Genomic DNA, 19936 nt, shown 5'->3' on the forward strand with positions numbered 1-19936 from the left:
AGGTCACTGCTGCCGGGTTAACGCCCGGCAGCGGAATGTGCTAACTCCGACGGGAGCAAATCCGTGAAAGACTTATTAAAGTTTCTGAAAGCGCAAACTAAAACCGAAGAGTTTGATGCGATCAAAATTGCTCTGGCTTCGCCAGACATGATCCGTTCATGGTCTTTCGGTGAAGTTAAAAAGCCGGAAACCATTAACTACCGTACGTTCAAACCTGAGCGTGACGGCCTTTTCTGCGCCCGTATCTTTGGGCCGGTAAAAGACTATGAGTGCCTGTGCGGTAAGTACAAGCGCCTGAAACACCGCGGTGTGATCTGTGAGAAGTGCGGCGTTGAAGTGACCCAGACTAAAGTGCGTCGTGAGCGCATGGGCCACATCGAGCTGGCATGTCCGACTGCGCACATCTGGTTCCTGAAATCTCTGCCGTCCCGTATCGGCCTGCTGCTGGATATGCCGCTGCGCGATATCGAACGTGTACTGTACTTTGAATCCTATGTGGTTATCGAAGGTGGCATGACCAACCTCGAACGCAACCAGATTCTGACGGAAGAACAGTACCTGGACGCGCTGGAAGAGTTCGGTGACGAATTCGACGCGAAGATGGGTGCGGAAGCGATCCAGGCGCTGCTGCGCAATATGGATCTGGAGCAGGAGTGCGAGCAGCTGCGTGAAGAGCTGAACGAAACCAACTCCGAAACCAAGCGTAAAAAGCTGACCAAGCGCATTAAGCTGCTGGAAGCTTTCGTACAGTCTGGCAACAAGCCGGAGTGGATGATCCTGACCGTTCTGCCGGTACTGCCGCCAGATCTGCGTCCGCTGGTTCCGCTGGATGGCGGTCGTTTCGCGACGTCTGACCTCAACGATCTGTATCGTCGCGTGATCAACCGTAACAACCGTCTGAAACGTCTGCTGGATCTGGCTGCGCCGGACATCATCGTACGCAACGAAAAACGTATGCTGCAGGAAGCGGTAGATGCCCTGCTGGACAACGGTCGTCGCGGTCGTGCGATCACCGGTTCTAACAAACGTCCTCTGAAATCTTTGGCCGATATGATCAAAGGTAAACAGGGTCGTTTCCGTCAGAACCTGCTCGGTAAGCGCGTTGACTACTCCGGTCGTTCTGTTATCACCGTAGGTCCATACCTGCGTCTGCATCAGTGCGGTCTGCCGAAGAAAATGGCGCTGGAGCTGTTCAAACCGTTCATCTACGGCAAGCTGGAACTGCGTGGCCTGGCCACCACAATCAAAGCCGCTAAGAAGATGGTTGAGCGCGAAGAAGCTGTCGTTTGGGATATCCTGGACGAAGTGATCCGCGAACACCCGGTTCTGCTGAACCGTGCGCCGACCCTGCACCGTCTGGGTATTCAGGCATTCGAACCGGTTCTGATCGAAGGTAAAGCCATCCAGCTGCACCCGCTGGTTTGTGCGGCATACAACGCCGACTTCGATGGTGACCAGATGGCTGTTCACGTACCGCTGACGCTGGAAGCCCAGCTGGAAGCGCGTGCGCTGATGATGTCTACCAACAACATCCTGTCCCCGGCGAACGGCGAACCAATCATCGTTCCGTCTCAGGACGTTGTACTGGGACTGTACTACATGACCCGTGACAGTGTTAACGCCAAAGGCGAAGGCATGGTGCTGACTGGCCCGAAAGAAGCTGAGCGTATTTATCGCGCCGGCCTGGCCTCTCTGCATGCGCGCGTTAAAGTGCGTATCACTGAATACGAAAAAGACGACAATGGTGAGTTTGTCGCGAAAACCAGCCTGAAAGACACGACCATTGGCCGTGCCATTCTGTGGATGATCGTACCGAAAGGTCTGCCGTTCTCTATCGTGAACCAGGCGCTCGGTAAGAAAGCGATCTCCAAGATGCTGAACACCTGTTACCGTATTCTGGGCCTGAAACCGACCGTTATTTTCGCGGACCAGACGATGTACACCGGCTTTGCTTACGCAGCGCGTTCAGGTGCATCCGTTGGTATCGATGACATGGTCATCCCGGAGAAAAAATACGAAATCATCAGCGAAGCGGAAGCGGAAGTTGCTGAGATTCAGGAACAGTTCCAGTCCGGTCTGGTGACCGCGGGCGAACGCTACAACAAAGTTATCGATATCTGGGCTGCGGCGAACGATCGTGTATCCAAAGCGATGATGGATAACCTGCAAACCGAAACCGTGATTAACCGTGACGGTCAGGAAGAACAGCAGGTTTCCTTCAACAGCATCTACATGATGGCCGACTCCGGTGCGCGTGGCTCTGCTGCACAGATTCGTCAGCTGGCCGGTATGCGTGGTCTGATGGCGAAGCCGGATGGCTCCATCATCGAAACGCCGATCACCGCGAACTTCCGTGAAGGTCTGAACGTACTCCAGTACTTCATCTCCACGCACGGTGCGCGTAAAGGTCTGGCGGATACCGCACTGAAAACAGCGAACTCCGGTTACCTGACTCGTCGTCTGGTCGACGTTGCCCAGGACCTGGTCGTCACTGAAGACGACTGCGGCACCCTGGAAGGCATCACCATGACGCCGGTTATCGAAGGTGGCGACGTTAAAGAGCCGCTGCGCGATCGCGTACTGGGTCGTGTGACTGCGGAAGACGTGCTGAAGCCGGGTACCGCGGATATTCTGGTTCCACGCAACACGCTGCTGCACGAGCACTGGTGTGACCTGCTGGAAGCGAACTCCGTTGACTCCGTCAAAGTGCGTTCCGTTGTATCCTGTGACACCGACTTTGGTGTATGTGCGCACTGCTATGGTCGTGACCTGGCGCGTGGCCACATCATCAACAAAGGTGAGGCTATCGGCGTTATCGCGGCACAGTCCATCGGTGAGCCGGGTACACAGCTGACGATGCGTACGTTCCACATCGGTGGTGCGGCATCTCGTGCGGCTGCTGAATCCAGCATCCAGGTGAAAAACAAAGGTAGCATCAAGCTCAGCAACGCGAAGTCGGTTGTGAACTCCAGCGGTAAACTGGTTATCACTTCCCGTAACACCGAGCTGAAACTGATCGACGAATTCGGTCGTACCAAAGAGAGCTATAAAGTGCCTTACGGTGCGGTTATGGCGAAAGGCGACGGTGAGCAGGTTGCCGGCGGTGAAACCGTCGCAAACTGGGATCCGCACACCATGCCGGTTATCACCGAAGTGAGTGGTTTCATCCGCTTCACTGACATGATCGACGGCCAGACCATTACTCGTCAGACCGACGAACTGACCGGTCTGTCTTCGCTGGTGGTTCTGGACTCTGCAGAACGTACCGCAGGTGGTAAAGATCTGCGTCCGGCGCTGAAAATCGTTGATGCTCAGGGCAACGACGTTCTGATTCCAGGCACCGATATGCCGGCTCAGTACTTCCTGCCGGGTAAAGCGATTGTTCAGCTGGAAGATGGCGTACAGATCAGCTCTGGTGACACCCTGGCGCGTATTCCGCAGGAATCCGGCGGTACCAAGGACATCACCGGTGGTCTGCCGCGCGTTGCGGACCTGTTCGAAGCACGTCGTCCGAAAGAGCCGGCAATCCTGGCTGAAATCAGCGGTATCATTTCCTTCGGTAAAGAAACCAAAGGGAAACGTCGCCTGGTTATCACCCCGGTAGACGGTAGCGAACCGTACGAAGAGATGATTCCGAAATGGCGTCAGCTCAACGTGTTCGAAGGTGAACGTGTAGAACGTGGTGACGTGGTTTCCGACGGTCCGGAAGCGCCGCACGACATTCTGCGTCTGCGTGGCGTACATGCTGTGACCCGTTATATTGTTAACGAAGTCCAGGACGTATACCGTCTGCAGGGCGTTAAGATTAACGATAAACACATCGAAGTTATCGTTCGTCAGATGCTGCGTAAAGCCACCATCGAAAGCGCAGGCAGCTCCGACTTCCTCGAAGGCGAGCAGGTGGAATACTCCCGCGTCAAGATCGCGAACCGCGAACTGGAAGCGAACGGCAAAGTGGGCGCAACGTTCTCCCGCGATCTGCTGGGTATCACCAAAGCGTCTTTGGCCACCGAGTCCTTCATCTCCGCGGCATCGTTCCAGGAGACCACTCGCGTGCTGACCGAAGCAGCCGTTGCGGGCAAACGCGACGAACTGCGCGGTCTGAAAGAGAACGTCATCGTGGGTCGTCTGATCCCGGCCGGTACCGGTTATGCGTACCACCAGGATCGTATGCGCCGTCGCGCTGCTGGCGAACTGCCGGCGGCACCGCAGGTGAGCGTGGAAGAAGCATCTGCCAACCTGGCAGAGCTGCTGAACGCAGGTCTGGGCGGTTCTGACAACGATTAATCGTTGATGCACTGCTGAAAAGCCGGTCAGGTTTCCTGACCGGCTTTTTTATTGCCTGTTCTCCGCAGTACCCGCCTTTAATTACATTTACGCCATATCCAGGCTGCAATTTTTTAGCAATTAATTCATACAAAATATCCATTAATCTATCACCTCAAAAAACCTTTCTTTATATATGGGTAAAACTTCTACTCATATCAAAAAATAATCAATTCAAAGAGGATATATTCAAAATACCTGATGAATCATGGGATTACTGCTGCTGCTTTATCTTCGGCGCGACGGCTCTGGAGAGGGATCGCTGCATCTCATGCTTCCCCCAACAAGGCGCAGAAATAACCCCGGCAGACAGGTATGGATCATTACTTTAGGTCTGAGCGGACAGGCTCTGGGGGCTGCATGGAATTCGCGATACAACTCATTATTATCTTAATTTGTCTGTTTTATGGTGCCCGAAAAGGCGGTATTGCGCTGGGGCTGCTGGGCGGCATCGGTTTGGTGATCCTCGTTTTTGTTTTTCATCTCCAGCCGGGCAAACCGCCGGTTGATGTGATGCTGGTGATCATTGCGGTGGTGGCGGCCTCGGCGACGCTGCAGGCATCCGGCGGTCTGGATGTCATGCTGCAGATTGCTGAGAAGCTGCTGCGGCGTAACCCAAAATATGTCTCTATTGTGGCGCCTTTCGTCACCTGCACGCTGACCATCCTCTGCGGTACCGGTCACGTGGTGTATACCATCCTGCCGATTATCTACGATGTGGCGATCAAGAATAACATTCGCCCGGAGCGTCCGATGGCCGCCAGCTCCATTGGCGCCCAGATGGGGATCATCGCCAGCCCGGTCTCGGTGGCGGTGGTCTCGCTGGTGGCGATGCTGGGGAATTTTACCTTTAACGGTAAACATCTGGAGTTTCTCGATCTGCTGGCGATAACCATTCCGTCCACGCTGCTGGGCATCTTAGCGATCGGCATCTTCAGCTGGTTCCGCGGCAAAGATCTGGATAAAGACGAAGCCTTCCAGGCGTTTATTGCGGTACCGGAGAACCGCCATTACGTCTATGGCGATACGGCGACGCTGCTGGATAAAAAGCTGCCCACCAGCAACTGGATAGCGATGTGGATTTTTCTGGCCTCCATCGCTGTGGTGGCGCTGCTTGGCGCCTTCTCTGAACTGCGTCCGGCCTTTGACGGTAAACCGCTGTCGATGGTGCTGGTGATCCAGATGTTTATGCTGCTTTCCGGGGCGCTGATCATCATCATTACTAAAACCAACCCGGCATCGATTTCCAAAAATGAGGTCTTTCGTTCGGGAATGATCGCTATCGTCGCGGTGTACGGCATCGCCTGGATGGCGGAGACCATGTTTGGCGCGCACATGACCGAGATTAAAGGCGTGCTCGGGGAGATGGTCAAAGAGTGTCCATGGGCCTATGCCATCGTTCTGCTGCTGGTTTCGAAGTTTGTGAACTCGCAGGCGGCAGCGCTGGCGGCGATTGTTCCGGTGGCCCTGGCCATCGGCGTTGATCCGGCCTATATCGTGGCTTCTGCGCCGGCCTGCTATGGCTACTATATACTGCCGACCTACCCAAGCGATCTGGCGGCGATCCAGTTTGACCGCTCAGGGACCACCCATATTGGCCGCTTTGTGATTAACCACAGCTTTATCCTGCCCGGGCTCATCGGCGTTGGCGTCTCCTGCGTGTTTGGCTGGGTATTCGCGGCGATGTACGGCTTTCTGTAAGCGGGGACGGGCGCCGGCAGCGACGCCCGTTAAATTCGAGAGATTATTGTGCGAGGGGCAGGCGACGGTATAGTTCAATCATATCGGTCGCCAGATCCTGTATGACCATGGCGTTCATCAGATGGTCCTGAGAATGCACGGTGATCAGGTTGACCGGTAACTTACCGCTGCCTTCATCCAGGCCGATAAGCTGGGTCTGAATTTTATGCGCATGTTTGACGAACTCATGGGACTCGGCCATGGCCTGCTCCGCTGCGGCAAAATCGCCTTTCCGCGCCAGCTGTAGCGCCGTGAGCGCCGCGCTGCGCGCAGAACCCGCGTTAACCAGCAGCTCCATGATGATCGTTTCTAAATCTTCCATCGATTACTCCAGCATCTTAAGGGCTTTATCCAGAACGGCATCACCTTTCATCATGCCGTAGTCCATCATATCGATCACCGCGACCTTTTTGCCGAACGGGTCGGCCAGCGCCTGCAGCTTCGCCTGCTCATATTTCACCTGCGGGCCGAGCAGAATAATGTCGGCGGCGGCCAGATTATCTTTAAACTCGGCGACCGGTACGGCCTTGATGGAGACTTCAACACCTTTCTTCTGCGCGGCATCTTGCATACGCTGAACCAGCATGCTGGTAGACATACCGGCGGCACAGCACAAAACGATATTCTTCATAGTCAGTGGCCCTTGTGTTCCGTGATGTCCTATCTTTATCGCGGCCCTGGCGATGCGACAACCGCTTTACCGTGATTGTGTGTAAGTCATCACACAAAAATTGAAACCGGTTTCATTTTTGTCGGAAAAAATAAAAAAGCCCACCGAAGTGGGCGGTTGCGGCGCTGAAGCCCTAGGCGCGCAGGATGCGGTTTTTACCCTGCTGTTTGGCTTTGTACAGCGCTTCATCGACGCTCACCACCAGCTTATCCAGCGGCTCCATGTTCCATTCCCCCAGCCCGGCGCTGAAGGTGACCGTCAGGCCATCTTCGCGCCAGGTGCGCCGTTCGACGTTTACCCGCCATGTTTCCAGCAGCGTGCGGGCGTTATCAATATGTTCGGCAGGAAAGACCACCGCGAACTCTTCGCCACCATAGCGATAGAGGGATATCTCCAGCGGCTGGAGGACCTGCAGTCCTTCGCGGGCGACGTTTCGCAGAACGATATCGCCGTTGAGGTGACCCCAGGTGTCGTTGATCGATTTGAAGTTATCGATATCGACCAGCGCGAGGGCGAACGGCTGATGATCGTTCATCAGCGCGGCAATATCACTATCGAAGGCGCGGCGGTTCTTGCAGCCGGTGAGCGCGTCGATGGTCGCCTGGCGGACGTAGGTCAGCTCGCGCTGCTTATTAGTTTCAATGGCTTTACTCAGCATCGCCTCGAGGCGGGGGGCGCGTTTGACGTCGCCGGTTTTAATCGCATTGATGATATTCATCAGCACGGTGCGGGAGGCATGACGCAGATAAAGGCCGAACAGGATGATGATGATCGCCGCGAGGGCAAAACCGCCGATCACTAAATTGGTTTCATGGCGCGTCAGATTGACCAGGGTGGTGTTATCGACACGGAAAATCACAAACCAGTCGGGATTGGTAAAGGAGTAATAGTAATACCAGGTGTCGCTTCCGGGATCGTAAAGCTGCCCCTCGCCGCTGGTCATTTTATCCATCAGCTCATTACTGACGAAGGGTTTAAACAGTGCGCCAGGGTCGGAGTGAAGGACCACTTTGCCATCACGCTGCACCACAAAAAACTCGCCCTGTACGGGGGCCACCATCTGGCGCAGCGCGAACCCCATGGAGGTGAGATCGAGATGAAAGGCCAGGCTGCCCTTGAGTTTCCCTTCCGGGGTGATGATGGGTTTGAAAATGGTAATCGTCGGATGGTGGGTAAAAAAATCCATATATGGGCTGGTGTAGTGGCTGAAGGTGCTGGCTTCAGCCTGTTTGATAAACCAGGGCCGCTTTCTGGGATCGAAAGCCCGGCTGTCTTCATTTTCCAGCACCTCCGGGGCGCGCAGATAGTGGCCCTCGGTATCCGCCAGTGAGATGGATGAGACGCTCGGCATCATGTTCTGTAACTGCATCAGCGTCGTTAATCCTTTCTCCGGCTCCACATTGACTGCGCGATTCAGTTCGTCATTGCGGGCAAAGAAGGCGACCGCGCGCCCAAGGATAAAATCATTTTCCCGCAGCAGGGTTTCCGTATAGTTGATCGCCAGGTTGTGGGTAAAGTTGCGGTTAATGTCGTGATAATCTTCAAGAAAATCTTTCCGCTGCGCCAGGGTGACAAAAATAGCGATCAGCATAAAACTGAGCAAGATGCCGGCAAACCCCACGACGATCGGCGTCGTGAAAGAGAGCTTTCTGTTGTGTAGAGCCATGAATCGTTAATCGTCCCGGATGTATAAACCATGGGTCCGAACGCAGGTTGTGACTGCGGCGCCTGCCGATCGAATCAGTTAACTATTGCTCAATTATAACTCTGAGGCCTTCATGTATCGTGATTTATATTCGGCGATAATGCACAGGCCCTCGTTCAGCGCGGAGAGGCAGGGCGAAAATGAGGAAGAAAAGGTTCGCCCTGGTCAGCGTCCGCTGCTGACCCGGGCAGAATAGAAAAAGGGCGCCTGGCGGGCCAGTTCCCGTTTTTCATCTCTCGTGCAGGCGCGCAAAAATATCAGGCACTTACACTGTTCATCATGAGGTTTGCGAGGCGCGTCCCAGCCAGCTGTCCCAGTCTTTCCATACCGGCTGCAGGCCGCGGGCAGCCAGCGCGCTGGCGACTTCTTCAGGTCGACGGCCATCGTGCGGCGCGAACTGCTCAAGCTCCGGATGATCGTCGGCGTAACCCCCGGGCTGGGTTTTGGAGAAGGCGCTGACGTTATTGATCGCCAGCGGGATCACCCGGTCGCGGAACCAGGGGGATTCGCGGGTGGATAGCGACAGCTCAACCTCCGGCGCCAGCAGGCGGAAGGCGCAGATGGTCTGCACCAGCTGACGCTCATCCATTAGCGAGGCTGGTTCAATGCCGCCGGCGCAGGGACGCAGACGCGGGAAGGAGACCGAATAGCGGCTGCGCCAGTAGCGTTGCTGCAGCCACAACAGGTGCTCAGCGACCATAAAGCAGTCCACTCGCCAGCTGTCGGAAAGGCCGATCAGCGCGCCAAGGCCGATCTTATCGATCCCCGCCTCGCCCAGGCGATCCGGCGTATCCAGCCGCCAGAAGAAATCCTGTTTTTTCCCTTTCAGATGGTGCTGGGCGTACATACCTTCGTGATAGGTCTCCTGATAGACCATCACCCCGTCGAGCCCCAGGGTTTTCAGCTCGGCATACTCGTCGGTCGCCAGCGGCTGTACCTCCATCTGCAGCGAGGCAAACTGGCTGCGGATTGCCGGCAGGTGCTGGCGGAAATAATCCATTCCCACCTTGCCCTGATGCTCACCGGTTACCAGCAGCAGATGCTCAAAACCCAGGTCGCGGATCGCGGCGCACTCGCGGGCAATCTCGGCGGCATCCAGCGTCTTGCGCTTAATGCGATTGCTCATCGAGAAGCCGCAGTAGGTGCAGTCGTTGGCGCACAGGTTGGAGAGATACAGCGGCACGTAGAAGCTGACGGTATTGCCGAAGCGCTGGCGGGTAAGCCGCTGCGCGCGCTGGGCCAGAGGTTCAAGATACCCGGCCGCCGCTGGCGAAAGCAGGGCCATCATATCGTCGCGGGTCAGCTGTTTGGCCGCCAGCGCCTGTTCGACATCGGCGGCGGTTTTACTGTTGATGCGCAGGCGGATGTCGTCCCACTCCAGCTGCCGCCAGCGATCGCTAAAGGTTTTCATGCCAGCGCCTCCAGGAATCCGGTGAGCGGGCTGGTGGCCTGCGCCTGCGCGCTGCGCGCCCCCGGTCCGGCCTGACGGGCCAGCAAGCCGGCCTCGACCGCCATACGGAAGGCGTGGGCCATGGCCACGGGATCGTCGGCGACGGCAATAGCGGTATTGACCAGCACCGCGTCCGCTCCCATTTCCAGCGCCTGCGCCGCATGGCTCGGAACGCCGATGCCGGCGTCGACGACCACCGGCACCGTCGCCTGTTCGATAATAATCTCCAGCATGGCTTTGGTTTCCAGCCCCTGATTTGAGCCGATCGGCGCGCCCAGGGGCATCACCGCCGCGCAGCCAGCCTCTTCCAGTCGTTTACACAGCACCGGGTCGGCGCCGCAGTAGGGCAGCACCACGAACCCTTCGCGGACCAGCAGCTCCGCCGCTTTCAGGGTTTCAATCGGGTCGGGCAGCAGCCAGCGGGCGTCCGGGTGGATCTCCAGTTTCAGCCAGTGGGTGCCCAGAGCCTCCCGTGCCAGGCGGGCGGCAAACACCGCCTCTTCCGCCGTCTTGGCGCCCGAGGTATTCGGCAGCAGGCTGACCCCCGCCGCCAGCAGCGGGGCGAGGATGGCATCATTGTGCTGACGTAAATCGACGCGCTTCATCGCCAGGGTGACCAGCTGGCTGCCCGAGGCGCGAATCGCCTCAACCATCACCCCCGGGGCGGCGAATTTGCCGGTACCGGTGAAAAGATGGGATTCAAATGTTTTGTCTGCAATACGTAACATGTCAGCCTCCAGCGATAACCTGAAAAAGCAGGACTCGATCGCCTTCCTGCAAGAGATGATCTTCCCACCGATCGCGCGGCAGAATGTGTTGATTGAGCGCCAGCGCGACGCCCGGCTGCAGCTGTTCGAGCTGAGTCAGCAGGGCGCTCACGCTGAGATTGTCGGCGCACGCCAGCGGCTCGTCGTTAAACCAGATCTGCATGTCGCCCTCCGCACACCGGGCAGCCCCGGGAGCGCTGTAGCGCCAGGTTACGCCAGCTGCTGGTGCGGGCGTCGAACAGCCGCAGAGTGTTGCGCGGCGTCGTCATGCCGCTGAGCAGCTTAATCGCCTCCAGCGCCTGCAGCGTGCCCATCATGCCGACCACCGGACCGACGATCCCCGCGGTGCGGCAGTTGCGCTGCGGTTCGTCGCTATCCGGCCACAGGCAGCGATAGCAACCCTGCGTCCAGGGGGGGGTGAGCACCATCAGCTGACCGCCGAAGCCGACGGCGCTGGCGGTCACTAACGGGATGTCGAGGGCCACGCAGGAGGCATTGATCGCCTGGCGGGTGACCATGTTATCGGTACAGTCCAGCACCACGTCCGCTTTCGCCACCTCGGCGCGCAGCGCCTCGCCGCTTAATCGCTGCTGGAGCGCAACCAGTTTGATCTGCGGATTTAGCTGGCTGAGCCGCGTCTTTGCCGCCGCGGCTTTTGGCCGATCGATATCCGCGCTGGTGAACAGGATCTGCCGCTGCAGATTGCTGAGATGCACGGCGTCGTCATCGGCCAGGGTCAGCGTCCCGACGCCAGCCCCGGCCAGATAGAGCGCCGCCGGGGAGCCCAGCCCGCCAAGGCCGATAATCAGCACCCGGCTGGCTAACAGCTTCTGCTGCCCCTCGATGGCGATATCCTCCAGCAGCAGCTGGCGGCTATAGCGCATAAAGTCGTGATCATTCATCGCCCGCTCCCGCCAGCGCCAGCAGCTGGTCGGTGGCTGCCCGCCAGTCCGCCGCCCGGGTGATGGCGCTGACCACTGCGATGCTGCCGACGCCGGTCGCCAGCACCGCCGGGGCCTTTTCAAGGCTAATTCCGCCGATCGCCACGGTGGGGTAATCCGCCAGGCGTTGGATATGTCTGGCAAGCTGATCGAGCCCCTGCGGCGCGGAGGGCATCTGTTTGGTTTGCGTCGGGAAGACGTGACCCAGGGCGATGTAAGATGGGCGCGCCGCCAGGGCGACATCAATCTCCATATCGTCATGGGTGGAGACGCCCAGACGTAGCCCGGCTTGGCGGATGGCGCTCAGATCGGTGGTTTCCAGATCTTCTTGTCCGAGATGCACGCCGTAGGCCTGGTGCTTGATCGCCAGTCGCCAGTAATCGTTAATGAACAGCCGGGCGTGATAGCGGCGGCCAAGGGCGATGGCGGCGATGACGTCATCCTCCACCTCGCTGTCGCGTCGGTCTTTGATGCGCAGCTGAATAGTACGCACGCCGGCTTCGAGCAGGCGCTCAATCCACGCCACGCTGTCCACTACCGGGTAGAGTCCGAGACGAAACGGGACGGGTGGAAAATCAGGCTGATACATCAGACTTCCTCCTGTTTCAGGTAGATTTCGCCGCCGCGGGCGCGGAAGTGATGCGACATATCGGCCATGCCGGCGTCGATGGCCTGTCTGGCGGCGTAGTCGCGGACTTCCTGAGTGATCTTCATTGAGCAGAATTTCGGACCGCACATGGAGCAGAAGTGGGCAACTTTGCCGGATTCCTGCGGCAGGGTTTCATCGTGATAGGCCCGGGCGGTAAATGGATCCAGCGCGAGGTTAAACTGGTCTTCCCAGCGGAATTCAAAGCGCGCCTTCGACATGGCGTTATCGCGGATCTGCGCCCCGGGGTGACCTTTCGCCAGGTCGGCGGCGTGGGCGGCGATTTTGTAGGTAATCAACCCCTGCTTCACATCCTCTTTGTTGGGCAGGCCGAGATGCTCTTTTGGCGTGACATAGCACAGCATGGCGCAGCCGAACCAGCCGATCATCGCCGCGCCGATGCCGGAGGTGAAATGGTCGTAGCCCGGCGCAATGTCGGTGGTGAGCGGCCCGAGGGTGTAGAACGGCGCTTCGTGGCAGTGCTCCAGCTCCTCGGTCATATTGCGGCGGATCATCTGCATCGGCACGTGGCCGGGGCCCTCGATCATCACCTGCACGTCATACTCCCAGGCGATTTTCGTCAGCTCGCCGAGGGTGCGCAGCTCGGAGAACTGCGCTTCGTCGTTGGCATCCTGAATGGAGCCGGGGCGCAGGCCATCGCCCAGCGACAGCGACACGTCATAGGCGGCGCAGATTTCGCAGATTTCGCGGAAATGCTGGTAGAGAAAGTTTTCCTGATGGTGCGACAGGCACCATTTGGCCATGATTGAGCCGCCGCGCGAAACGATGCCGGTCAGACGCTTCGCGGTCATCGGGACGTAGCGCAGCAGTACGCCGGCGTGAATGGTGAAGTAGTCGACGCCCTGTTCGGCCTGTTCCAGCAGGGTATCGCGGAAGGCTTCCCAGGTGAGGTTCTCGGCGATGCCGTTGACTTTCTCCAGCGCCTGGTAAATCGGTACGGTGCCGATCGGTACCGGGCTGTTACGCAGGATCCACTCGCGGGTTTCGTGGATATAACGGCCGGTGGAGAGATCCATCACCGTATCGGCGCCCCAGCGGGTGGACCAGACCAGTTTCTCGACCTCTTCTTCGATGGAGGAGGTCACCGCCGAGTTGCCGATATTAGCATTCACTTTTACCAGGAAGTTGCGCCCGATAATCATCGGCTCAGACTCCGGGTGGTTGATATTGGCCGGGATGATGGCGCGCCCGGCGGCCACTTCATCGCGGACAAACTCGGGGGTAATGTTTTCCGGCAGGCGGGCGCCGAAGCCTTCTCCGGCATGCTGCTGGCGCAGAACTTCGCTGCGAATACGTTCACGGCCCATGTTTTCGCGTATGGCGATGAACTCCATCTCCGGGGTGACGATCCCCTGGCGGGCGTAGTGCAGTTGGGTAACACATTTGCCGGCAACGGCGCGTTTTGGCGTCAGCTGGCTATTGAAGCGCAGCTCATCGAGGCCGTCATCGGCCAGCCGCGCTTTGGTATAGGCCGAGCTGCGTTCGCTGAGCGGGGCGCAGTCATTACGTGCGTCGATCCACGGCTGGCGCAGCCTGGCCAGCCCCTGGCGGACATCAATGCCAATATCCGGGTCGCCATAAGGCCCGGAGGTGTCATACACCGGGATCGGTTCGTTGGCTTCGTAATGGGGGTTATCGTTATCGCCGCCGACGAGGGTCGGGCTGAGCTGGATTTCGCGCATTGGGACGCGGATATCCGCTTGTGAACCTTGAATGTAGATACGGCGCGAATTAGGAAAAGCAGCGCCTTCCAGCGTATCGATAAATCGCTGCGCGTGCTCGCGTAGCTCACGACGGGTCAGTTTGGTAGTAGACATAGCGCATTCCAGATATAAAGGACATGGCTTGTCAGACGACGGATGGAGTAACAGATGCGATCGGCCCTGACGGACTGACGCGAACAGCAGTTTACTCTTGTTCCCTTCGCAGGTATTAGCCTGATCAGGTTCCGCGGATCCCGAATTAACGGTCTCAGCCTTTTCCATGTAGCCTTCACATGGAAAATAAGCACTCCGACAAGATGACATCCCCTCCGGGGAGGGGGAATGAAGGTAAACTACTCGTTAATTGCGCACAACTCAAGCGGTCGGGGCAATATTATCGCGCACCTCATCGCTCAGGTGATGGGCGACGGCGAGGGCGATCAGTTTATCTTCCAGGGCGAAACGCGCTTCCAGCGACTCGCCGATATCCGACAGCGCCTGCTGAAATTCAAGGTAGTTATCATGATCAATGGCGTTTTCGAGGCAGGTATCGTAGTAGTCCATCATCTGCTGGGTATTGGCTTCCAGCTGCGGGTAAAGCCGGGTGGCGGCTAAAAGTGGGGTATCGCCTTCCATTTCGCCAATAATGCGTTCATAAATACTAAAATGACCGGACGAGAGGTAATCCACCAGACTTTGGCAAAAGTCATCCAGCGCCTTTTCGTTTAGCCGCATAAACGACTCTTTGCCCGGTTTCAGGCCAACCAGATTGTAGTAAGCCACGAGCAGATGCTTACGCACTTGTAGCCAGCGATCGACCAGTTCATTACTACCGCCAACGCGCTCCGTCAGATTTTCCAGCTGGTTTAGCATGATTGACTCCGCTAGTTTTGATTTAAATCTGCTCACCAAAATGTAAATATAATGTTAACAACATGCCAGTGAAGCAAAGGTAGTGCAATAGATATGGATCGTATTATTGAAAAATTAGATCGCGGCTGGTGGGTTGTCAGTCACGAACAAAAATTATGGTTGCCTGGTGGAGAATTACCACATGGCGAAGCGGTTAATTTCGATCTTGTCGGCCAGCATGCGCTGCATATTGGCGAATGGCAGGGGGAGCCCGTCTGGATGGTGCGCCAGGATCGCCGCCATGACATGGGATCGTTACGCCAGGTGCTGGATCAGGATCCGGGTCTATTCCAGCTGGCGGGGCGAGGGATCCAGCTTGCCGAATTTTACCGATCGCATAAATTTTGCGGCTACTGCGGCCACCCGATGCATGCCAGTAAAAGTGAATGGGCGATGCTGTGCAGCCACTGCCGTGAACGTTACTACCCGCAAATCGCCCCGTGCATTATCGTCGCTATCCGTCGCGACGATGCGATCCTGCTGGCGCAACATACCCGACATCGCAATGGGGTACACACCGTGCTGGCCGGGTTCGTCGAGGTTGGCGAAACCCTTGAGCAGGCGGTCGCCCGTGAGGTGATGGAGGAGAGCGGTATCAAGGTGAAAAATCTGCGCTACGTGACTTCTCAACCATGGCCGTTCCCCCAGTCGCTGATGACTGCCTTTATGGCGGATTACGCAGAGGGCGATATCGTGGTGGATAAAAAAGAGTTACTCAGCGCGGACTGGTACCGCTACGACGATCTGCCGCTTCTGCCGCCGCCAGGTACGGTGGCGCGCCGGCTTATCGAAGATACCGTCGCGATGTGTCGGGCAGAGTTCGAGTGACATGTTACACTGGGCGTATCAACGCTAAAGGAATGTAAAAATGACCGAACTGAAGAACGATCGTTACCTGCGCGCGCTGCTGCGTCAGCCGGTTGATGTCACCCCGGTGTGGATGATGCGCCAGGCGGGCCGCTATTTACCGGAGTACAAAGCCACCCGTGCGCAAGCGGGCGACTTTATGTCGCTGTGTAAAAATGCCGAGCTGGCCTGCGAAGTGACGCTCCAGCCGCTGCGTCGTTATCCGCTGGACGCGGCGATCCTCTTTTCGGACATCCTGACCATCCCGGACGCCATGGGACTGGGGCTGTACTTTGAGGCAGGCGAAGGCCCGCGCTTCATCTCGCCGGTGAAAAGCAAAGCCGACGTCGACAAGCTGCCAGTCCCGGATCCCGAGCAGGAACTGGGCTACGTGATGAATGCCGTGCGCACCATTCGCCGTGAACTGAAAGGCGAAGTGCCGCTGATCGGTTTTTCCGGTAGCCCATGGACGCTGGCGACCTACATGGTGGAAGGTGGCAGCAGTAAGGCTTTCACCGTCATCAAAAAGATGATGTACGCCGAACCGCAGGCGCTACACGCGCTGCTGGATAAACTGGCGAAGAGCGTCACCCTGTACCTCAACGCGCAGATCAAAGCCGGCGCGCAGTCAGTAATGATTTTTGACACCTGGGGCGGGGTGCTGACCGGTCGCGACTATCAGCAGTTTTCCCTCTACTATATGCATAAAATCGTCGATGGCCTGCTGCGGGAAAACGAAGGCCGCCGCGTGCCGGTGACCCTGTTCACCAAAGGCGGCGGTCAGTGGCTGGAAGCGATGGCGGAGACCGGCTGTGACGCGCTGGGTCTCGACTGGACCACCGATATTGCCGATGCCCGTCGTCGCGTGGGCGACAAAGTCGCGCTGCAGGGCAACATGGATCCGTCCATGCTCTATGCGCCCCCCGCGCGTATTGAAGAAGAAGTCGCGACCATCCTCGCCGGCTTTGGTCAGGGAGAAGGCCACGTCTTTAACCTCGGCCACGGCATCCATCAGGACGTTGACCCTGAGCATGCGGGCGTCTTTGTTGAAGCGGTGCATCGTCTTTCCGCACCCTATCACCAGTAGGAGATCAGCCATATGGATTTAGCCGCACTCCGTATCCAGCAGCAACAGTTAGCCGCGTCGGTAGAGCGCGCGGATCGACTGGATCGTGACCCACCGACGTTGATCGGCGGCGCGGATGTCGGGTTTGAGCAGGAAGGGGAGATCACCCGGGCTGCGATGGTGCTGCTGACCTGGCCTGAACTGGAGCTGGTGGAGTATCAGGTGGCGCGCGTCGCCACTTCCATGCCCTATATTCCCGGCTTTCTCTCGTTTCGCGAAACCCCTGCGCTGCTGGCGGCGTGGGAGCAGCTTTCGCAAAAACCGGACCTGTTGTTTGTTGACGGCCACGGTATCTCCCATCCCCGGCGGCTCGGCGTCGCCAGCCATTTTGGCCTGATGATCGACGTGCCGACCATCGGGGTGGCGAAAAAACGGCTGTGCGGCAAAATCGGCGACCTGGGTGATGAGCCCGGTGCGCTGGCCCCGCTGATGGATAAAAATGAGCAACTGGCTTGGGTCTGGCGCAGCAAAGTGCGCTGCAACCCGCTGTTTATTAGCACCGGCCACCGGGTAGGCATGGACAGCGCTTTAATGTGGGTCGAACGCTGCATGCGAGGCTATCGTCTGCCCGAACCGACGCGCTGGGCCGATGCGGTGGCTTCCCGCCGTCCGTCGTTTGTGCGTTGGCAAGCAAATCACAGCTGATTCAGGTACACTGCGCCTAATTTCTGACTTCGAGAATTCATCATGTTACAAAACCCGATTCACCTGCGCCTGGAGAAGCTGGAAAGCTGGCAGCATGTCACTTTTATGGCCTGCCTGTGCGAGCGTATGTACCCCAACTACGCGATGTTCTGCAAGCAAACCGAGTTTGGCGACGGCCAGCTGTACCGTCGTATCCTGGATCTGATCTGGGAAACGCTGACGGTCAAAGATGCGAAGGTGAATTTCGATAGTCAGCTGGAGAAACTGGAAGAGGCGATCCCGGCGGCAGATGATTTCGACCTGTACGGTGTTTATCCGGCCATAGACGCCTGCGTGGCGTTGAGCGAACTGATCCATTCACGTCTGAGCGGCGAAACGCTCGAGCACGCGATCGAGGTGAGCAAAACCTCCATCACCACCGTGGCGATGCTGGAAATGACCCAGGAAGGTCGCGAAATGACCGACGAAGAGCTGAAAGCGAACCCGGCGGTAGAGCAGGAATGGGACATTCAGTGGGAAATTTTCCGCCTGCTGGCCGACTGCGAAGAGCGTGACCTTGAGCTGATAAAAGGCCTGCGCGCGGACCTGCGTGAGGCTGGTGAGAGCAATATTGGTATAAATTTTCAGCAGTGAGACCAGAAAACGTGATTTACCGCCTGAATTGTAGCGTCTGAAGGCTTCCATTCCGCCCCCCGTCTGGTCTACATTTGGAGGGCGAAAAAAAGTGGCTATCGGTGCGTGTATGCAGGAGGGTGCTTTTTTGGCATTTCCGTCGCACTCGATGCTTAGCAAGCGATAAACACATTGTAAGGATAACTTATGAACAAGACTCAACTGATTGATGTAATTGCGGACAAAGCTGACCTGTCCAAAGCACAGGCTAAAGCTGCCCTGGAATCTACCCTGGCTGCAATTACTGAGTCTCTGAAAGAAGGTGATGCTGTTCAACTGGTTGGTTTCGGTACCTTCAAAGTGAACCACCGCGCTGAGCGTACTGGCCGCAACCCGCAGACCGGTAAAGAGATCAAAATCGCTGCAGCTAACGTGCCGGCATTTGTTTCTGGCAAAGCACTGAAAGACGCAGTTAAGTAAGACCGCGTGGCAGTGAACAGTTTTATCGAAGGGGCTATTAAGCCCCTTTTGTCTGTCTGGCGCCGGCCTCTGGCGCTGGCGGGCATCCTGTTGCTGACTGCCTGCAGCCATAACGCGTCGCTACCACCATTTACCGCCAGCGGTTATGCGGACAACCAGGGGGCGATGCGTATCTGGCGTAAAGATTCTGGCGATGAAGTCCATCTTCTCGCCGCCTTCAGCCCGTGGCGTCACGGGGACACCTCGACCAGCGAATATCGCTGGCAGGGCGATCAGCTGACGCTGATTGAACTCAATGTCTACGGCAAGCCGCCGGAACATATTCGTGCCCGCTTCGACGCGCAGGGCGATCTTAGCTTTATGCAGCGGGAAGTTGACGGGCAGAAGCAGCAACTCTCCAGCGACCAGGTCGCGCTGTACCGTTATCGCGCCGAGCAGATCCGCCAGACCAGCGACGCCCTCCGCCAGGGACGGGTCGTCCTGCGTCAGGGACGCTGGAACGCCGCCGCGCATACCGTGCTGACCTGTGAAGGGCAGACGGTCACGCCCGACCTCGATAGTCGGGCTCTGGCGCACATTGAACGTCGGCAGAGCCACGCTTCCGCCGCGGTGAGCATTGCCTGGCTGGAGGCGCCGGAAGGCTCTCAACTGCTGCTGGTGGCCAATGAAAACTTCTGCACCTGGCAGCCGACGGAAAAAAGCTTCTAACCTTTACCAGTGATTCATGCCCATATGACCGCCGCCGCTACCGCGACAGCCGCCATATCCCATTCCTGCGCCGCGGGGAACGCCAGCCTCAGCCAGGGCGAGATCTAATTTCACCCGCTGCTGATCCAGCTTCTGGCGTAAGCCTTCCATCTCCTGAGCGACGGCTTCAATCTTGCCGCTGTCCGGCTTTTGCGCCGTGAGCAACGCATTGTACTCATAGCGTTTGGACTGCAACTGCTGACGCAGGGCGCTGGTTTGCTCATAGTAATCGTTATGCAGCTTTTGCGCGGTAGCCTGCTGCTCCTGGGTCAGCTGACTGTAGCCCTGGTTGCCGATCCCGTTATTGTTGCCCCAGTGGTGGTTGGCCCAGGCCGTGTTGCTGCCGAAGGTCAGCGCGGCTAAGGTAACGAGGGCGAGAGGTAAGGTACGGTTCCGTTTCATGGCATTTTCTCCTGTGTGGTTTCTCTCGGTATTGCATCTTTCATGCCAGCCTGAAAAAGCCCGTCCGTGCAGGCCTGCCGAGGCCGTTAAAGAGAAGAGCGAGTAAAAATGACCCGTTCCGCCCGGGACCGGCGAGTCATTTTTACTCGCTAAAGCGCAGGCGATATGTTTGAGAGCAGGTTTGGCCGCGCGGAAAC

General features: G+C 57.6%; 19 protein-coding genes and 1 riboswitch. Of the genes, 8 read left to right on the top strand and 11 right to left on the bottom strand.

Annotation, left to right across the window (positions count from 1 at the left end; genetic code table 11):
• Positions 1 to 63: 63 nt before the first annotated feature.
• Both rpoC and dcuB read left to right on the top strand, forming a co-directional pair.
• The gene (gene rpoC, locus GQR96_RS01080) at positions 64 to 4287 is read left to right on the top strand and encodes a DNA-directed RNA polymerase subunit beta' (protein ID WP_004206757.1); all 4224 of its coding nucleotides are present in this window, start codon (positions 64 to 66) and stop codon (positions 4285 to 4287) included.
• Positions 4288 to 4686: 399 nt separating this feature from the next.
• Entirely contained in the window at positions 4687 to 6027 is a 1341-nt protein-coding gene (gene dcuB / locus GQR96_RS01085; RefSeq protein ID WP_069734379.1) for an anaerobic C4-dicarboxylate transporter DcuB, read from the top strand.
• A gap of 43 nt (positions 6028 to 6070) precedes the next feature.
• On the opposite strand, the gene GQR96_RS01090 is transcribed toward dcuB, so the two are convergent.
• The 10 genes from GQR96_RS01090 to GQR96_RS01135 form a co-directional block, all read right to left on the bottom strand.
• Positions 6071 to 6388, bottom strand: coding sequence for a PTS lactose/cellobiose transporter subunit IIA (locus GQR96_RS01090; RefSeq protein WP_004206755.1), 318 nt, complete (start codon positions 6386 to 6388; stop codon positions 6071 to 6073).
• A gap of 3 nt (positions 6389 to 6391) precedes the next feature.
• Positions 6392 to 6697 (bottom strand): PTS sugar transporter subunit IIB, encoded by a 306-nt coding sequence (locus GQR96_RS01095; protein ID WP_002884150.1) that lies wholly within the window; start codon positions 6695 to 6697, stop codon positions 6392 to 6394.
• A gap of 172 nt (positions 6698 to 6869) precedes the next feature.
• Complete coding sequence (locus GQR96_RS01100; RefSeq protein ID WP_032456543.1) at positions 6870 to 8402, bottom strand: sensor domain-containing diguanylate cyclase; 1533 nt, start codon at positions 8400 to 8402, stop codon at positions 6870 to 6872.
• Positions 8403 to 8718: 316 nt separating this feature from the next.
• Positions 8719 to 9852 (bottom strand): 2-iminoacetate synthase ThiH, encoded by a 1134-nt coding sequence (thiH, locus tag GQR96_RS01105; protein ID WP_004206752.1) that lies wholly within the window; start codon positions 9850 to 9852, stop codon positions 8719 to 8721.
• Positions 9849 to 10619 carry a thiazole synthase gene (gene thiG, locus GQR96_RS01110; protein WP_032456545.1) on the bottom strand — a complete coding sequence of 257 codons (771 nt, stop codon included), beginning with the start codon at positions 10617 to 10619 and terminating at the stop codon, positions 9849 to 9851. The genes thiH and thiG overlap by 4 nt, the downstream gene beginning before the upstream one ends.
• A gap of 1 nt (position 10620) precedes the next feature.
• The gene (gene thiS / locus GQR96_RS01115) at positions 10621 to 10821 is read right to left on the bottom strand and encodes a sulfur carrier protein ThiS (RefSeq protein ID WP_004206750.1); all 201 of its coding nucleotides are present in this window, start codon (positions 10819 to 10821) and stop codon (positions 10621 to 10623) included.
• Positions 10805 to 11560: a thiazole biosynthesis adenylyltransferase ThiF gene (gene thiF / locus GQR96_RS01120; RefSeq protein ID WP_065905281.1), complete on the bottom strand. Its 756-nt coding sequence runs from the start codon at positions 11558 to 11560 to the stop codon at positions 10805 to 10807. The genes thiS and thiF overlap by 17 nt, the downstream gene beginning before the upstream one ends.
• Positions 11553 to 12188 carry a thiamine phosphate synthase gene (gene thiE, locus GQR96_RS01125; RefSeq protein ID WP_064151181.1) on the bottom strand — a complete coding sequence of 212 codons (636 nt, stop codon included), beginning with the start codon at positions 12186 to 12188 and terminating at the stop codon, positions 11553 to 11555. The genes thiF and thiE overlap by 8 nt, the downstream gene beginning before the upstream one ends.
• Positions 12188 to 14083 (bottom strand): phosphomethylpyrimidine synthase ThiC, encoded by a 1896-nt coding sequence (gene thiC / locus GQR96_RS01130; protein WP_065905283.1) that lies wholly within the window; start codon positions 14081 to 14083, stop codon positions 12188 to 12190. The genes thiE and thiC overlap by 1 nt, the downstream gene beginning before the upstream one ends.
• A gap of 84 nt (positions 14084 to 14167) precedes the next feature.
• Positions 14168 to 14291, bottom strand: a riboswitch (TPP riboswitch).
• 53 nt (positions 14292 to 14344) lie between these two features.
• On the bottom strand, positions 14345 to 14842 hold the full coding sequence (locus GQR96_RS01135) for an Rsd/AlgQ family anti-sigma factor (RefSeq protein WP_004206746.1): 498 nt from the start codon (positions 14840 to 14842) through the stop codon (positions 14345 to 14347).
• Between the two features lie 93 nt (positions 14843 to 14935).
• Here GQR96_RS01135 and nudC point away from each other — a divergent pair, with 93 nt between their 5' ends.
• The 6 genes from nudC to GQR96_RS01165 all read left to right on the top strand — a co-directional run bounded on the left by nudC (position 14936) and on the right by GQR96_RS01165 (position 19298).
• Positions 14936 to 15709 (top strand): NAD(+) diphosphatase, encoded by a 774-nt coding sequence (gene nudC / locus GQR96_RS01140; protein ID WP_004206745.1) that lies wholly within the window; start codon positions 14936 to 14938, stop codon positions 15707 to 15709.
• A gap of 40 nt (positions 15710 to 15749) precedes the next feature.
• Positions 15750 to 16814 (top strand): uroporphyrinogen decarboxylase, encoded by a 1065-nt coding sequence (gene hemE / locus GQR96_RS01145; RefSeq protein WP_017901118.1) that lies wholly within the window; start codon positions 15750 to 15752, stop codon positions 16812 to 16814.
• Positions 16815 to 16826: 12 nt separating this feature from the next.
• Positions 16827 to 17498: a deoxyribonuclease V gene (gene nfi / locus GQR96_RS01150; protein WP_004206743.1), complete on the top strand. Its 672-nt coding sequence runs from the start codon at positions 16827 to 16829 to the stop codon at positions 17496 to 17498.
• A 42-nt stretch (positions 17499 to 17540) separates the two neighbouring features.
• Positions 17541 to 18131: a YjaG family protein gene (locus GQR96_RS01155; RefSeq protein WP_004206742.1), complete on the top strand. Its 591-nt coding sequence runs from the start codon at positions 17541 to 17543 to the stop codon at positions 18129 to 18131.
• Between the two features lie 186 nt (positions 18132 to 18317).
• Positions 18318 to 18590, top strand: coding sequence for a nucleoid-associated protein HU-alpha (gene hupA / locus GQR96_RS01160; RefSeq protein ID WP_002884342.1), 273 nt, complete (start codon positions 18318 to 18320; stop codon positions 18588 to 18590).
• A gap of 12 nt (positions 18591 to 18602) precedes the next feature.
• A complete protein-coding gene (locus tag GQR96_RS01165) occupies positions 18603 to 19298 on the top strand; it encodes a DUF1481 domain-containing protein (protein ID WP_023319466.1) in 696 nt (231 codons plus the stop codon).
• A gap of 3 nt (positions 19299 to 19301) precedes the next feature.
• Here the strand turns inward: GQR96_RS01165 and zraP are convergent, their stop codons facing one another.
• Positions 19302 to 19739: a zinc resistance sensor/chaperone ZraP gene (gene zraP / locus GQR96_RS01170; RefSeq protein WP_017901120.1), complete on the bottom strand. Its 438-nt coding sequence runs from the start codon at positions 19737 to 19739 to the stop codon at positions 19302 to 19304.
• Positions 19740 to 19936 lie beyond the last annotated feature (197 nt).

The organism is Klebsiella sp. PCX (assembly GCF_021869705.1).
In the GTDB taxonomy this organism is placed as follows: Bacteria; Pseudomonadota; Gammaproteobacteria; order Enterobacterales; family Enterobacteriaceae; genus Klebsiella; species Klebsiella quasipneumoniae.